Here is a 14,510-nt window from a genome sequence, read left to right on the forward strand (position 1 = left end):
AATATGTTAAGCTTAAAGTATGGAGTACACTCGGTAGCAAGGAGGAATTCAATGTTTATTAAAGAATTTTCGAATAAAACGGGACTATCCATTGATACACTTCGATATTATGAGGAAGAAAAATTATTAATACCAGCACGAAATGAAAAAAATTACCGAATATACAGTGAGGAAGATTTTTGTTGGGTGCAGTTATTGCTCAAAATGAAACAAACAGGTATGACACTAAGAAATATGAAAGAGTTTGCGAGATTGCAAAAGCTTGGAGATACTTCATTGCCAGATAGGATGAAGATGCTAGACAGACATTTGGAAGCTCTTTATGAACAGCAAGCAAATCTTACTGAGACTATTTCTTTTGTAGGGAATAAAATGGACACATACAAAAAAAGGTTGTGAAATACAGATGAAAATGAAAAAATTAAAGTTAAAAATCACGGTTGATAGGCCAATTGGTTACAAAGATAAATTTGGTAATACATATCCAATAAATTACGGTTTTGTAAGCGGAATTATCGGCGGGGATGACGAAGAGCAGGATGTTTATATTATTTCTAGTAAAGTGGATGAGCCATTGACAACTTTTACAGGGGAACTCATTGCAATTATCACTAGAAAAGATGATGTCGAGGAAAAATGGATAGCAACTTCCCTAGGGGAACAACTTTCCTTAGAAGAAATGACAAAAAAAGTTTATTTTATCGAACAATATTTTGATTCGGAAATAGAACTGATTGATTAAGAAAAGGAGTTTTCAAGATGAAAAAATATAAAGTAACTGACAAAGATACCTATGTTTTAATTGAAAATGAAAATGGGGCAACTCTAGGCCTTGCAAAAGACAGCACAGTAGAAATTTTAGAAATAGATGGCTTTGCTTTTAAAGATTTAAATAAAAACGGCCGCCTAGATCCTTATGAAGATTGGCGTTTACCGATGGAGGAACGAATTACGGATTTAGTTTCACAATTGCCGCTGGAAGAGATTGCGGGATTAATGCTTTATAGTGGGCACCAAAGTGTGGCAACAACCGGGCGATTTGCGGAGATGTTTGCGGGGACTTATGCTGGCTTATCTTTAAAGGAAAATAAGCAGGCAAAAATTTCTGATATTACCGATCAGCAAAAGGCATTTTTAAAAGAGGATAGATTGCGTCATGTGTTATTAACAGCAGTGGAAAACACCGAAGCTGCCGTGACTTGGAATAACCAAATGCAAGCTTTTGTGGAAAACTTGGATTTTGGGATTCCGATTAATATGAGTAGCGATCCACGCCATACGAGTGAAGCGAATACAGAATTTAATGCAGGTTCTGGTGGCGATATTTCCAAATGGCCGGAACCGCTCGGACTTGCTGCCACTTTCAATCCAGAGGTAGTAAAACAATTTGGTGAGATTGCTTCATTAGAATATCGCGCGTTAGGGATTACAACAGCATTATCGCCACAAGTCGATATTGCAACCGAGCCACGTTGGATGCGGTTTAACGGGACTTTTGGTGAAGATAGCAAGCTGAGTGCGGATATGGCAAAAGCTTATTGTGAAGGCTTCCAAAATAGTGACGCAGGCTTTGGAAGTGATAGTGTTAATGCGATGGTGAAACATTGGCCCGGTGGCGGTAGTGGGGAAGCTGGTCGAGATGCGCATTATGCTTACGGAAAATATGCCGTGTACCCGGGGGATAATTTTAATGAGCATTTAATACCATTTACGGAAGGCGCCTTTAAACTAGATAAAACGGGTTACGCAAGCGCTATTATGCCCTATTATACAATTTCCTACAATCAAACTCCCAGTAATGTTGGCAATGGCTTTAACCGTTATTTAGTTCAAGATTTACTACGTGGTAAATATAAATATGATGGGGTTGTTTGTACTGATTGGAATATTACGCACGACAATCACAGTATGAGTCAATTTATTTCTGGGAAAAGTTGGGGTGTGGAAGATAAATCAGTGGAAGAACGGCATTATCAATCGATTTTAGCAGGCGTTGATCAGTTTGGTGGAAACAATGATTTAAAACCAGTACTTGCTGCCTATGAAATGGGTAAAGCGCAATTTGGTGAAGATGTGATGCGCAACCGCTTCGAACAAAGTGCGCACCGCTTATTACGCAACATTTTTCAAACAGGCTTATTCGAAAACCCTTACTTATCGCTAGCAAAATCCAAAGAAATATGTGGAAATCCTACTTATATGGAAGCTGGATTTGAGGCACAGAAAAAATCAGTGGTACTTCTTAAAAATAAAAAACAAGTCTTACCACTGGCGAAAAAGTTAAAAGTATATATTCCGGAGCGAACTCGTCCAGAAACGTTTGATTGGTTTGGCAAAAAGATTGCTGCAACAAGTCAGTTTCCGGTAGATAAACAAATAGTAGCTAAATTTTATCAATTAGTAGAAGACCCAAAGGAAGCTGATTTTGCGCTTGTCTTTATCGAATCACCACAGTCTGTTGCCTATACCGAACAAGATGGCTACTTGCCAATTTCTTTACAATATCGGCCGTATACTGCTAAACTTGCTCGTGAAATCAGTATTGCTGGTGGAGATCCGCTTGAGGAGTCAACTAATCGTTCTTATAAAAACAAAACGAATAAAACGACAAACGAATCTGATTTAGATGCCATTTTAACAACGAAAAAAATAATGGGAAATAAACCAGTAATTGTTTGTTTAGATAGTGCCAATCCGACAGTTGTCGCTGAGTTCGAAACTGCAATTGATGGCTTGTTAGTTCATTTTTCCGCTACCACGCAAGCATTACTAACGATTCTTTGCGGCGAAACAGAACCAAGTGGCTTATTACCATTCCAAATGCCAGCAAGTATGGATGTCGTTGAAACACAAAAAGAAGATGTTGCGCATGATATGACGCCTTACACAGACGAACTTGGACATGCTTATGATTTTGCTTATGGGTTGGATTTTTCTGGCGTGATTGAGGATGAACGTGTTCGGAAATATAAAAAGTAGCAAAATGACACAAAAAGAGGGGGCTAACAAAATGCTAGACTTCTCTTTTGATATAGTTTAGGGAGCGACTATTTTCGTCCCTTGATGAAAAGTAAGTTTCCAAGCGCCGTTTTCAAGTACCCATAAATTACTTCTCATTGTATAAGTATTTTCCACGGTATCTTTTAGTTTATAGTAGCTAAGCACTTTTGTTGGATCCATTATTTTTATCGCGTAGTCGATTATTTCTAGCGGATTGGTACTTAAAGAGGTTAGTGATTTATAATACGCATAGTCTGTTATTTGACCGCTTTTTGTTATCTCTATATAAGACTCGCTTAAAATAGCGATAATTTTTTCCATAGATTGCCGGTTATCCGTGGATAAATGAATTTCGTCTAACTTTTGAAAATTTTCCTTTGTTAATTCCATTTATACCCATCCTTTCAATAAAAAGGGGGCTAGGACATAACTAAAACTCAGAAATAAAAATTGAAAAATAGAAAAGCAGAAATCATTGTATAGAGCCATTTCTGAAAATGGAATAGACATGATTTCTGCTTGTTTTTCATTTTAAAGATCTATATGTCCCAGCCTCTTTGTTTATTTTAAGCCATCGCGATTTTCAATAATTTCACTTACGATACCATAATCTTTTGCTTCGTTTACAGATAACCAGAAGTTGCGGTCAGTATCTTTGGAAATTTTTTCGTAAGTTTGACCAGTTGCTTCAGCGATTAGACGATTAATTCGTTCACGCATCCGGATAATTTCTTTTGCTTCGATTTCGATTTCGGTGCTTTGGCCTTGGACGCCGCCAGCTGGTTGGTGAATCATGTAGCGGGTATTTGGTAAGCTAAAGCGGTTTTCTTTTTCGGCAGCTAAGTAGATAGTAATTCCGGCGCTTGCAACCCAGCCAGTTCCAACGACTTTGACTGTTGGCTTAATGAATTTAATCATATCATGAATTGTATCACCAGCTTCGACGTGTCCGCCTTGGCTATTGATGAAAATGGTAATTGGCTCATCACTGATAGATTCTAGTAACAAGAGTTGCTTTGAAACGTCTTCTGCTAGCTCCTGGTTAATTTCGCCATAAATTAAAACCGTACGTGTATCAATTAGTTTTTGGGTAAGGATGTTGGTGATGTTTTCATTATTTTTATTGTCTGCCATGAAAAATTCCTCCTTAAAAGCCTTGTATTAGTTGTATCACAAGTATCTTAGCACAATGGTCGAAAATGGTCAAACATTTTGAATAGAGTTAACCTCATAAAAAGAAAACGCGTTTTTCCGCGCTTTCTTAAGAGCAATTATTCAAAAACCAGCTGCCATGTAACGCCGTATTTATCGGTAACCCACGCGACTTTTCGTAGCAATTCAACTGCTTCTGGCCCCATCATCACTGTTCCTTCTTTGGAAAGTTTATCAAATAAATCATCAAATTCACTTTCCGTACTAGCGAAGTAAATGGTAGAAGTGGACCAACTGAAATCTGGTGAGGCGTTATTTGTCATGTCCATTACCATGAAGGCAGCATTTTTAATTTCAAAAGTGCCGTTTAATACTTTGCCAATGTCACCGCCTTGTTCTGGTTTGGTAAAATAGGTGAGGGAGATTTTTTTTGCATCTGGAAAAGTTGCTAGATAAAAATTCATTGCTTCTTCGGCGTTTCCATTAAAAGTAAGGAAAGTCGAAACAGGCTTTGCATAATTAAACATTTGTTCTACCTCCTTTTGATTTATTTCTAATATACCCGTAATTTAATGGAATTATGTGTTAAAATGAAGAAAAATGTGCGGGGGATAGACGATGAAGTATCCGATTATGTTAGATTTAACTGGGAAAAAAGTGGTGATCATTGGTGGTGGAAAGGTAGCACTTCGTAAGGCCCAGGGATTAGTGGAGGCGGCTGCGGATGTGCTAGTCGTTGGTTTAACTGTTTTACCAGAGATAAAGGAGCTAGGTATTCAAGTTTTAGAAGAACCTTACCGAAAAGAGCATCTTTACGGAGCTTTTCTAGTATTTATTTGTACAGATAATCGCGAAGTAAATCAAGCAGTTGCCGAGGATGCTTCAGCTGATCAATTAGTTAATGATACGACTAATCAAGCGAATGCTGCTTTTTTTAATATGGCAACAGTGACAAAAGATGAGTTAGTCATTGGGATTTCGACAGGTGGCGGAAATCCAAGCTATGCCAAAAAAGTAAAACTCGAAATAGCTAATCTAGTAGAAAAACTAGAAACGGAAGAAATTGCTTATCGTGTCAGAAAGAATTAAACGAGAGCTAAAAACCAATCGAAAAAATGGTTTTTAGCTCTCGTTTGGTTTTAAGCAATGTTTCTAGTTTGAATGTCTTCTTGAAATGCAGCTTTTCCTTTAGCCGTCAATCTAGGATAAATCAAGCTCCATAAACAATCAAAGGGGCTTTCTTTCGCACTAGTAAATGCTTCTTGATTAGGTGTCCAATATATTTTGATCATGTTTAATACATCAATTAAAGCATTGATTTGTCCGGGGACTTCTTCTGCTAACATATCGCCATTTTGTTGTAAGTTTTGAAAGGCTGCTTGTAATTTTTGTTTTCTTTTTTGAATGGCAGCGACTTGCACTTCGTATACTTTTGGACTAATAGATGCTAGTTCGCCGTAATGCGCGAAAAAGTAATCTTCTTGTTTTTGATGCGATACACCGAGTAAGAAGAAGTCATTTAGCTCAGAAATAGTCGTTGGAGTTTCTGGAGCTTGAAAATTTTCATATTGGTCAATAATGACTGCTTCAATTAAATCTTCCTTTTTTTTGAAGTGATAGGTTAAGTTGCCCACACTGATGTTTAATTTGTCCGCAATATTTCGAACGGAGACATTAGCATAACCTTGTTCATGGAAAAGCTTAAAGGCAGTCTCGATAATTTCTTGTTTCGTATCTTTTTTCATATCAATCATCCCTCTTATCTAAATCAGCTATTTATTGACATTGTAGTACGGTTGTGCTAATCTGTCAACATAACAACTAGTACGAGTGTGCTAAAAAGAGTCGTGAATCCAAAATAATAAGCTAAAGGAGTAAGCGAATATGACAAAGAATAAGAAAACAATCATGATTACTGGTGGGAATTCAGGATTAGGTTTTGCGGCCGCTAAAATAATTGCAAGTAGATACAAAGATTATCAGATTCTACTTGCTTGTCGGAATCTCGAAAAAGCAAATATGGCAGTAAATGAACTACAGAAAAGTACGGATAATCAGAATATCATTGCGATGGAATTGGATGTATCTTCGCTTCTTTCTGTCAGAAAATTTGTTGCTAACTTTCAGGCGGCGGATTTAGGTTTATTAGATGGTGTTTTGTGTAATGCCGGGATAAATGGAAATAATACTGGGCTTACAACAGACGGCTTTGATGTCGTATTTGAGACAAACCATTTAGGACACTTTTTATTAACGAATTTGTTAGTTCCTTTTATGCGAGAAGACGGACGAATTGTGGTTGTGAGTAGTGATATGCACAATCCACCTGGTGATAAATTAACCTGGCCGGGAGTTCCTGCTTTGGCATATCCGATAGAACCTTTAAAAACTCATTTTAGTCGTTATTCTTATTCGAAGCTATGTAATTTGTATTTCACGTATTCATTAGTAGAAAAATTAGCATATACGAAATCGAAAATTACCGTGAATGCCTTTAATCCGGGATTGTTGACAACGACTAATTTTGCGCCGGATAAATCACGTTTTACGGAAGAGTTTATGAAACAAATCGAGGATCGTATCGGCACCTTAGAAGTATCAAGTGAAGCTTTAGCAAATTTGATGACAGATTCCAAATATGATCATGTTACTGGGAAATATTTTGATCGAGGTGTAGAAAGCTTGTCTTCTCCATTATCTTATGATGAAAATAACCGAACTGAATTATGGAAGAAAAGCATTGCGTATACGGAGTTAAAAGTTACGGAGACACTTCCTGAATTAATAAAATAATGTTTGTAGCCTCTGTTTTTTAGCAGAGGTTTTTTTATTCTATTATATTGCTGTCTTTTCCCTTGCAAAATTTTACTATAGATTTTGGAATGTAAACGCTCTATCATGGAAGTATACTGAAAAACTTTTTAAGAGGGTGTTGAAGCCAAATGTCTATTTTAGAAAAAATTAAAGATGCTGGCGTTGTTGGTTGTGGTGGAGCGGGTTTCCCGACGCATGCCAAGTTTAGCGGAGAAGTGGAATATTTAATTATTAATGCGGCTGAATGTGAACCGCTACTAAAAACCGATCATTTTGTGATGAGAAACCATGCAGTAGAAACGATTAAAGCAATTGAAATGGTTAAAAGCCAAGTAGGTGCGGAGTTTGCGGTGGTTGCAACGAAGCGTTACTACACAGAAGAAATTGCGGCATTACGAGCAGCAATTCAAGAATTAGATTCCAGTGTCACGATTCACGAGATGGATAATGTCTATCCCACTGGTGATGAGCAAGTAATGGTATTTGAAGTAACTGGGCGAGTAGTTCCACCGAGCGGAATTCCGTTAATGGTTGGTTGTATCGTTTCGAATGTTTCGACGATGTGGAATGTCTTTCACGCGATTGATGACGATGCTCCCGTGATTCGGAAACAATTAACCGTTACTGGAGCAGTCGGGGAACCGAAACTTTTAGATGTGCCGGTGGGAACGCCATTTGAAGTATGTTTGGCTGCAGCAGGTGGTACGAATTTATCCGAGTATTTATTTTTAGATGGTGGACCAATGATGGGGAAATTAAACAACCAATCCACCCTTGCTGAAAAAGTGGTAACGAAAACAACTTCAGGGTTGATTGTTGCGGAAGATACGGGCTATTTGCATAAACTTCATTATCAAACAGTAGAGCAAATTTTTAATGAAACAAAATCGGCTTGTATTCAGTGTACACTTTGCACAGATTTATGCCCGCGTAAACAGCTTGGCCACGATATTCATCCTCATAAAGTTATGCGTCATTTTGCTGTTGCGGAAGATATTTCGGCGATTAAAGATGATCCGATTTGGGAAGAAGCTATGATTTGTTGTGAGTGTGGAATTTGTGAAGTAATCGCTTGTCCAATGGGTCTGTCCCCACGCCAAGTGAATATTCATGTGAAAAAAGAACTTCTAAAACAAGGAATACGTTATCAAACCGACAAAAAAGAATTTACGCCTGACCCAATGCGTGAGTATAAAGCCATTGCCCCGAAAAATATTTTAATCAAAATGGGCTTGCAACAATATGCTGATATTCATCTAGAGAAAATGCATTATTTAGAAGTGGATGAAGTGTTTATTCCAACAAAAATGCACATTGGCGCGCCGTCCATTCCAGTTGTCAGTGAAGGCGAGTTAGTAAAAAAAGGCGACTTAATTGCTAAAATTCCTGATACGGCTTTAGGTGCTAATATTCATGCGAGCATTGATGGCCAGATTATTCGTATTACCGAAGACAAAGTTCATATTAAGAAGGTGATGTCATGAAAATGGATACGTTGGGATTTTTAGAACTAAATAGTATTTCTAAAGGAATTGAAGCGGTAGATACCATGCTTAAAGCCGCAAATTCAGAATTGATTTATGCAAAAGCAAGCTGTCCAGGTAAATATTATATTTTAATTGCTGGAACAGTTGATTCAGTTGCGCAATCAATTGAAGCAGGCACGAAGATTGGTGCTGCAAATATTGTGGGCAACTTAGTGATTCCGCGAGTGTCGGATCAAGTTATTAAGGCCATTAATAAAACAGAAGTACCGGACGAAATGAATGCAGTTGGTGTGATGGAATATTATTCTTGTTCCGGTTCAATTATTGCCGCCGATGCAGCAGTGAAGGCCGCAGATGTACAGTTAATGGACATTCGGCTAGCCACAGGTATTGCAGGGAAATCATTTGTGGTTCTTACTGGTGATACGGCGGCATGTGAAGCAGCAGTAGAAGCAGGGCTTGCTGCAGCGAAGGAAGAAGCACTTTTAATTAATAAAGTAGTGATTCCTCGTCCGCGGAAAGAAGTTTTCGAGAGTTTAATTTATTAAAAAGATAACACTATATTGTCACTGGCTTTCCACAAAAGGTGCGCACTGACTGAGGTTGCGTGCCTTTTGTCGAATCTGACAAAATAGTGGTGTTTTAGTATGTTAGGATTACTTTGAGAGAGTTTGTCTAGATAAAGGAGTGTATATAATGAGTTTTGATGATAATAAAGAACGTGTAATTCAAGAATATGTACCAGGTAAACAGGTGACACTCGCACATTTAATTGCCAACCCTAACCGTGATATTTATACAAAATTAGGGTTAGAAGAAGGCGCAAGTGCGATTGGTATTTTGACTATAACTCCAAGTGAAGCATCCATTATTGCAAGTGATATTGCAACTAAATCAGGTGATGTGCGAATTGGTTTTATCGATCGTTTTAGCGGATCAGTTGTCTTAACCGGAGATGTGTCTTCGGTGGAATCAGCTTTACAACAAGTGGTTTATACCTTACATGAAATTTTGGATTTCTCTATTCCAAAACTTACTAGGAGCTGAGTCGCTTGAAGAAAATGATGGTAATGGGCTCGGTTGGTTGTGGAAAAACAACACTGTGCCAGAAATTGCATGGTTATGATATTTTATATAAGAAAACGCAGGCTGTGGAGTATTTTCAAGAAATGATTGATACGCCAGGAGAGTTTGTACAACATCGACAACTTTATAGTGCGCTTACGGTGACAGCGGCAGATGCGGCAGTTATCGCGATTTTACAAAGTGTCACGGAGAAAAAACAGACATTTTCACCAATGTTTGCTAGTATTTTTGCTAAACCGGTTATTGGGATTGTCACAAAAGTGGATTTAGCAGAGACGGATCAAGATATTGAGCGGGCTGAACGAGAATTAAGAATGGCTGGCGCGAAGAAAATCTTTTATATTTCGTCAGTAGAAGAAACTGGCATAGAAGAACTACGAACGTATTTGGAAGATTAATTTTTTATAGGTGGAGGTGCTGTTTATGCCTCAAGTGAGGGATTTATCTATTATTGATGTACCAAGTGGTTGTGTTTTAACAAGTTGTGATATTAGTGCAGGTTTTGGGGAGAAAATTCATGATAGTTTAGCTGTTGCCCCTGAAGTGACGGGGCAATTAACGCTACGAGTGGCATTACTCGAAATGATTGCAACTGGTGCAGAAGTGGTGGCGGTAAGCGATGTAGTTGGTGCAGAAATGGAGCCAACCGGAAGACGAGTTATCGCCGGATTAAAGAACGAATTAAAAAAAGCTAATTTAGAACATATTGAACTGAATGGTAGTACAGAAGAAAATATCGAAGTATCAGCGACAAGTGTAGGTGTGCTTGTGACTGGATTTGCGACTAGAGCGGCACTGAAAATAACCAATGTGCATCAAGCTGCGGTCTTATTTGCGTTTGGAAAGCCATTTGTTGGTGAAGAAGTTTTGCAAAATATGGATCAAATGCCTGATTACGAGTTAGTGAAGCGACTAATTGCAAATAGCGCCGTTTTAGAAGTCGTACCTGTTGGCTCGAAAGGAATGGCTTACGAGGCGCACCTTTTGGCCGAAACAAATGATTGTGTCTTTATTCCTGATGAAACGCTAACGGTAGCAAAAATGAAGAAAACTGCTGGCCCGGCTTCTGTTATTTTGGCAGCTGTAAAAGCAAATGTATCGGCAAAATTTTGGGAGAAGTTTCCTAGTGCTAAACGGTTAGGCGATATACGCAGAAAAGAGGATTTATCATGGGAGAAATGATACTTGTAACAGGTGGCGCTAGGAGCGGAAAAAGTAACTTTGCGGAAAAAGAAGCTTCAAAAGCAAGTAGCGTTTTATATGTTGCCACCGGGATTGCTTTTCCAGATGATACCGAATTTCAAGCGAGAATTAAAAAACATCAACAATCAAGGCCGGCAAACTGGGAAACGCATGAAGCTTTTCAGGGAATTCCGGCCTATTTAGGAAAACGTGCGGATCGTTATGAGGTTGTTTTACTGGATTGTGTAACGATGTTAGTGACTAATTTATTTTTTGATTTACTGAAAGAGCAAGAACTAACTAATCAATTGGCAGATGAAATTGAAACGAAAATCCAGTCAGTTATTCAAGAAATTTTACATGCTGGAAAAAAATCGACTGCCACACTTATTTTTGTGACAAATGAAATTGGGCTTGGTGTCGTCCCAGAAGACAAAATGACGCGGATTTTCAGGGATATTATCGGGCGAGTAAATCAACAAATCGCATTGCAAGCAGATGAAGTATATTTTGTTGTAAGTGGCATTCCGAAAAGGTGGAAATAGCATGAAAACATTGATTTTATTGATTCAATTTTTTACACGAATTCCTGTGCCAGTGGAAATTAATATGGCGGAGATTAACTTGAAGAAAGGGAGCGTGTTGTTACCTTTTGTCGGGTTAATTATTGGGGCTTGGAACTGGCTTGTTTTTTCGTTAGTCGATTTTGTTATGCCGCTTCCAGTAGCGATTATTGCGGGACTTTTTGCCGAAATTATTATTACTGGTGGTTTTCATGTGGATGCGCTGGCTGATACAGCAGATGGACTTTTTTCTTCTCGTAAAAAAGAGCGGATGCTGGAAATTATGAAAGATAGCCGAGTTGGGGCGAATGGTGTTATTGCCATTTGTTTTTATTTTCTATTCTATGCGGCGCTATTTATTTCAGTTCCTGATGCCACGCAAATTGGCTGGTTATTTTTAGTCTTGCCAGTAGTTGCTAAAGGTGTGACGATGTTGCTATTTATAAAAATGAGCTATACTGGATCGAAGGAAGGTCTGGGCGCTATTTTTCTAGGGGTTTCATTCTGGACAATTGCTTTTTCTCAAGTCATTGTTTTGGTGGTTGTAGGTTTGTTTTTCTCTTATGTTGGGGTGCTTTCGTATGCGCTTGTGGTGTTGTTTACTGTGATTTATCGGGCTTTCGTGTATAAACGAATTGGCGGGATGAATGGCGATACACTTGGCGCTGGAGGACAGATGGGGCAACTCGTTTGTTTGTTTTGTCTGGTGTTAATTTGGGGGTTGATTTGATTGCAGCTTATTTTTGTTAGACACGGAGAAACAGACATGAATCAAGCAAAAAAATATTGTGGAAAATTAGATGTCTCGTTAAATGCTACTGGTCAAAAACAGATGGAACTTTTGCAGGGGAAATTAGCTTCGTATCCGATTGATTTAGTTGTTACAAGTGATTTGAAACGGGTAAAAGAATCTGCAGTGATTTTGAGTGATGCGAAAACAGTTCATTTTTCTGCGTTAAATGAACTGGATTTCGGTGATTTTGAAGGGCTTACGTATCAGGAAATTAGTGAGCTGTTTCCTGATGCTTGGAAGGCTTACTGCGATAATTGGCAGACAGCAAACTTTCCGAATGGTGAAAACTTTCCGGTGTTTTACAAACGTGTAATGGGAAAACTTCATGCAGAATGGGAAAATTGGCAAAAGTTAAATACGGTTTTAATAGTAGGCCATCTAGGGGTTTTACGGTTAATCGTGCTTTTTTTACAAAAACAGAAAATAGCACAATATTGGGATGCTGATTTTAAACAAGGGTTTTATTCGCTGTGGGACAATGAGTCAGCTAGTTTTACAATTTATAATGAATAATAGATTATTGTTGTTTTGGTAATACAGGCTTTTTTTATAAAAGATTTATGATAAGATGTAGGTAATTAAATAGGTCTTATGTTGGTGGAATGTATGTACATTTCTGAAAGAGGAATTCGGTGAGATGCCGAAACTGCCCCCGCAACTGTAAGGTGGACAAAAATGGAGATTGCCACTGTACGCGACTTTAGCGTATGGGAAGGTTCGATTTTTGGAAGAAGCCAAGTCAGGATACTCGCCAAATGAGACGGAAAGCAACACTTTTTCGGGGTCCTAAAAAGCGTATGCGAGTGAACATAGCGATTTTATTTGCTATGTAGATAACTCTCATTCGATTTTGGATGGAAGTTTTTTTGTTTTCCGGGAATGAAAAAAGTCACATTCCATAAGTGAACATGACTTATAGTAATCATTTTAACGTTTCCCGGTAACCCTTTGGTGTGATATCGAATTCTTTACGGAAGACTTTACAGAAATAACTGGTTTGTGTGAAGCCTAAGTTTCTTGCTACATTATCAATCGACCAACGCGGATTTTTCAACATATCCTTTGCAAGCGACATTTTCTTTTGGTTGACGTAATTGATGAAGTTAACGCCCATTTCTTTTTTAAACAGTTTACTGAAATAATAAGAGCTTAAGTAAACATGACTTGCTACTTCATCTAATGTAATCGGGCGGTTTAGGTTCTTTTCAATGTATTTGAGTGCTTTGCGAATTTCTTTATTATCTTCATGATGTGCTACTTTGGTATGATGGAAAACAATTTTTTGTTTCTGTTCTTCGCGTCCTTTTTCCATTTCGGATTTTAAGTAGTACTGCGAAATAATCGTCAGCATTTCTGCGGATGAGTTGATTTTTTTTGCGCTAAAAACAGGTACAGAGCGAAACGCGGAAATAAGATCTTTATCATTTTTCCAGTCAGTTTCTTCTGTTTGAATGTTACCAACTTGGCTATTTTCTTCACAAATGACTTGACCACTTAATAAAAAGCCACTAAGTTGATTTTCGACGACGATTGGAACAGAAAAATCTGTTAATCCGGCGTGGCAGCGGTAAATAAGTGGTTTGCCAGTTTTGGAAGCTTCGAGCCCACCGAACATATCACATTTTTGGCATAACGAGCGATATTTTGGATTGGAACGAATAAGTTGGCAAAAAGGAGTAAAGTTACAAAATCTAGAAACTTCGGTGCCGTGGATATCGACAACAACCGATGCTAGACTTGTTGCAGCTGAAAATTCATCCATGACTTTTTCAAGAAGTATTTCGTTGCTTTTGGACTGTAGTAACATAGTGATTCCCCTTTCGGCGATACTTGGCGTGATTAGTCGCTTTAAGTATAGCATATTTATAATGCGCTTACATTTTCTTGCCATGAAGATAACAATATATTGCTACGACCAATTTCATAGAGGAAAGCCCAAACCATGCATGAGGGGATGGATTTTTGTCGTTATTTTTTTTTAAGGCGCAAAATTGTGTTAAAACACGATTTGCGTCTTCTTTTTTTATTCTTGGAAGTGCCAACTATTTATACTGCTAATTGCATATACTGAGAGAGTAAAATACTTATTTTCAAGAAGGAGGTACACCCATGCAAGAAGCACTAGGTTTAGTTGAAACTAAAGGGCTAGTTGGCGCCATTGAAGCCGCTGACGCCATGGTTAAATCAGCTAATGTAACGCTAACTGGGTACGAAAAAATCGGGTCTGGACTTGTTACAGTCATGGTTCGCGGTGATGTTGGTGCAGTTAAAGCAGCAACAGAAGCAGGAGCGGCGGCAGCAAGGAATGTCGGCACGGTAATGAGTACACATGTTATTCCTCGTCCACACACAGATGTGGAAGAAATTTTACCAGTAAGGGTGAAGTCAGATGAGTGAGCAAAATAAGCTGATTGACGAAATTCTGAAACAGGT

At 38.3% G+C, this 14,510-nt stretch carries 19 protein-coding genes and 1 riboswitch; of the genes, 14 read left to right on the forward strand and 5 right to left on the reverse strand.

The features are described 5' to 3' along the window. Positions 1-51 precede the first annotated feature (51 nt). The 3 genes from JL53_RS06315 to JL53_RS06325 are packed head-to-tail and all read left to right on the forward strand — an operon-like array spanning position 52 to position 2,979. Positions 52-399, forward strand: a complete 348-nt coding sequence (locus JL53_RS06315) for a MerR family transcriptional regulator (RefSeq protein ID WP_038407108.1) — start codon at positions 52-54, stop codon at positions 397-399. A gap of 7 nt (positions 400-406) precedes the next feature. Next, positions 407-742 carry a hypothetical protein gene (locus JL53_RS06320; protein ID WP_003719336.1) on the forward strand — a complete coding sequence of 112 codons (336 nt, stop codon included), beginning with the start codon at positions 407-409 and terminating at the stop codon, positions 740-742. A gap of 17 nt (positions 743-759) precedes the next feature. Continuing rightward, the gene (locus JL53_RS06325) at positions 760-2,979 is read left to right on the forward strand and encodes a glycoside hydrolase family 3 protein (RefSeq protein ID WP_038407109.1); all 2,220 of its coding nucleotides are present in this window, start codon (positions 760-762) and stop codon (positions 2,977-2,979) included. Between the two features lie 57 nt (positions 2,980-3,036). Here the strand turns inward: JL53_RS06325 and JL53_RS06330 are convergent, their stop codons facing one another. From JL53_RS06330 to JL53_RS06340, 3 genes are all read right to left on the reverse strand, one after another. Then, the gene (locus JL53_RS06330; RefSeq protein ID WP_038407110.1) at positions 3,037-3,390 is read right to left on the reverse strand and encodes a nuclear transport factor 2 family protein; all 354 of its coding nucleotides are present in this window, start codon (positions 3,388-3,390) and stop codon (positions 3,037-3,039) included. A gap of 171 nt (positions 3,391-3,561) precedes the next feature. After that, a complete protein-coding gene (locus tag JL53_RS06335; RefSeq protein WP_038407111.1) occupies positions 3,562-4,134 on the reverse strand; it encodes an ATP-dependent Clp protease proteolytic subunit in 573 nt (190 codons plus the stop codon). 137 nt (positions 4,135-4,271) lie between these two features. Then, complete coding sequence (locus JL53_RS06340; protein WP_003719340.1) at positions 4,272-4,679, reverse strand: VOC family protein; 408 nt, start codon at positions 4,677-4,679, stop codon at positions 4,272-4,274. 91 nt (positions 4,680-4,770) lie between these two features. Between JL53_RS06340 and JL53_RS06345 the strand changes: the two genes are divergently transcribed. Further along, on the forward strand, positions 4,771-5,241 hold the full coding sequence (locus tag JL53_RS06345) for a precorrin-2 dehydrogenase/sirohydrochlorin ferrochelatase family protein (RefSeq protein WP_038407112.1): 471 nt from the start codon (positions 4,771-4,773) through the stop codon (positions 5,239-5,241). Between the two features lie 50 nt (positions 5,242-5,291). On the opposite strand, the gene JL53_RS06350 is transcribed toward JL53_RS06345, so the two are convergent. Continuing rightward, on the reverse strand, positions 5,292-5,897 hold the full coding sequence (locus tag JL53_RS06350) for a TetR/AcrR family transcriptional regulator (RefSeq protein WP_038407113.1): 606 nt from the start codon (positions 5,895-5,897) through the stop codon (positions 5,292-5,294). Between the two features lie 139 nt (positions 5,898-6,036). On the opposite strand from JL53_RS06350, the gene JL53_RS06355 reads away from it, so the two are divergent. The 9 genes from JL53_RS06355 to cobC all read left to right on the forward strand — a co-directional run bounded on the left by JL53_RS06355 (position 6,037) and on the right by cobC (position 12,590). Continuing rightward, on the forward strand, positions 6,037-6,945 hold the full coding sequence (locus JL53_RS06355; protein ID WP_038407114.1) for an SDR family NAD(P)-dependent oxidoreductase: 909 nt from the start codon (positions 6,037-6,039) through the stop codon (positions 6,943-6,945). Positions 6,946-7,094: 149 nt separating this feature from the next. Continuing rightward, complete coding sequence (locus JL53_RS06360) at positions 7,095-8,450, forward strand: 4Fe-4S dicluster domain-containing protein (protein WP_038407115.1); 1,356 nt, start codon at positions 7,095-7,097, stop codon at positions 8,448-8,450. Then, on the forward strand, positions 8,447-9,001 hold the full coding sequence (locus JL53_RS06365; protein ID WP_003719346.1) for a BMC domain-containing protein: 555 nt from the start codon (positions 8,447-8,449) through the stop codon (positions 8,999-9,001). The genes JL53_RS06360 and JL53_RS06365 overlap by 4 nt, the downstream gene beginning before the upstream one ends. 148 nt (positions 9,002-9,149) lie before the next feature. Further along, positions 9,150-9,500, forward strand: coding sequence for an ethanolamine utilization microcompartment protein EutS (eutS, locus tag JL53_RS06370; protein ID WP_038407116.1), 351 nt, complete (start codon positions 9,150-9,152; stop codon positions 9,498-9,500). Between the two features lie 5 nt (positions 9,501-9,505). Beyond that, positions 9,506-9,937, forward strand: coding sequence for a EutP/PduV family microcompartment system protein (locus tag JL53_RS06375; RefSeq protein WP_003719348.1), 432 nt, complete (start codon positions 9,506-9,508; stop codon positions 9,935-9,937). Positions 9,938-9,962: 25 nt separating this feature from the next. After that, complete coding sequence (cblS, locus tag JL53_RS06380) at positions 9,963-10,721, forward strand: alpha-ribazole kinase (protein ID WP_038407117.1); 759 nt, start codon at positions 9,963-9,965, stop codon at positions 10,719-10,721. Then, positions 10,709-11,266, forward strand: a complete 558-nt coding sequence (gene cobU / locus JL53_RS06385; RefSeq protein WP_003719350.1) for a bifunctional adenosylcobinamide kinase/adenosylcobinamide-phosphate guanylyltransferase — start codon at positions 10,709-10,711, stop codon at positions 11,264-11,266. Before cblS ends, cobU begins: the two co-directional genes overlap by 13 nt. Before the next feature lies 1 nt (position 11,267). Next, entirely contained in the window at positions 11,268-12,014 is a 747-nt protein-coding gene (gene cobS / locus JL53_RS06390) for an adenosylcobinamide-GDP ribazoletransferase (RefSeq protein ID WP_038407118.1), read from the forward strand. Beyond that, positions 12,015-12,590 carry an alpha-ribazole phosphatase gene (gene cobC, locus JL53_RS06395; RefSeq protein WP_003719353.1) on the forward strand — a complete coding sequence of 192 codons (576 nt, stop codon included), beginning with the start codon at positions 12,015-12,017 and terminating at the stop codon, positions 12,588-12,590. Between the two features lie 65 nt (positions 12,591-12,655). Beyond that, positions 12,656-12,846, forward strand: a riboswitch (cobalamin riboswitch). 153 nt (positions 12,847-12,999) lie between these two features. On the opposite strand, the gene JL53_RS06400 is transcribed toward cobC, so the two are convergent. Then, the gene (locus JL53_RS06400; RefSeq protein ID WP_038407119.1) at positions 13,000-13,884 is read right to left on the reverse strand and encodes a PocR ligand-binding domain-containing protein; all 885 of its coding nucleotides are present in this window, start codon (positions 13,882-13,884) and stop codon (positions 13,000-13,002) included. A gap of 302 nt (positions 13,885-14,186) precedes the next feature. Between JL53_RS06400 and pduA the strand changes: the two genes are divergently transcribed. Next, the gene (pduA, locus tag JL53_RS06405) at positions 14,187-14,474 is read left to right on the forward strand and encodes a propanediol utilization microcompartment protein PduA (protein WP_003719356.1); all 288 of its coding nucleotides are present in this window, start codon (positions 14,187-14,189) and stop codon (positions 14,472-14,474) included. The last annotated feature ends 36 nt before the right edge of the window (positions 14,475-14,510 follow it).

Origin of the sequence: Listeria ivanovii subsp. londoniensis, from assembly GCF_000763495.1 — a bacterium.
GTDB classification, from domain to species: Bacteria; Bacillota; Bacilli; order Lactobacillales; family Listeriaceae; genus Listeria; species Listeria londoniensis.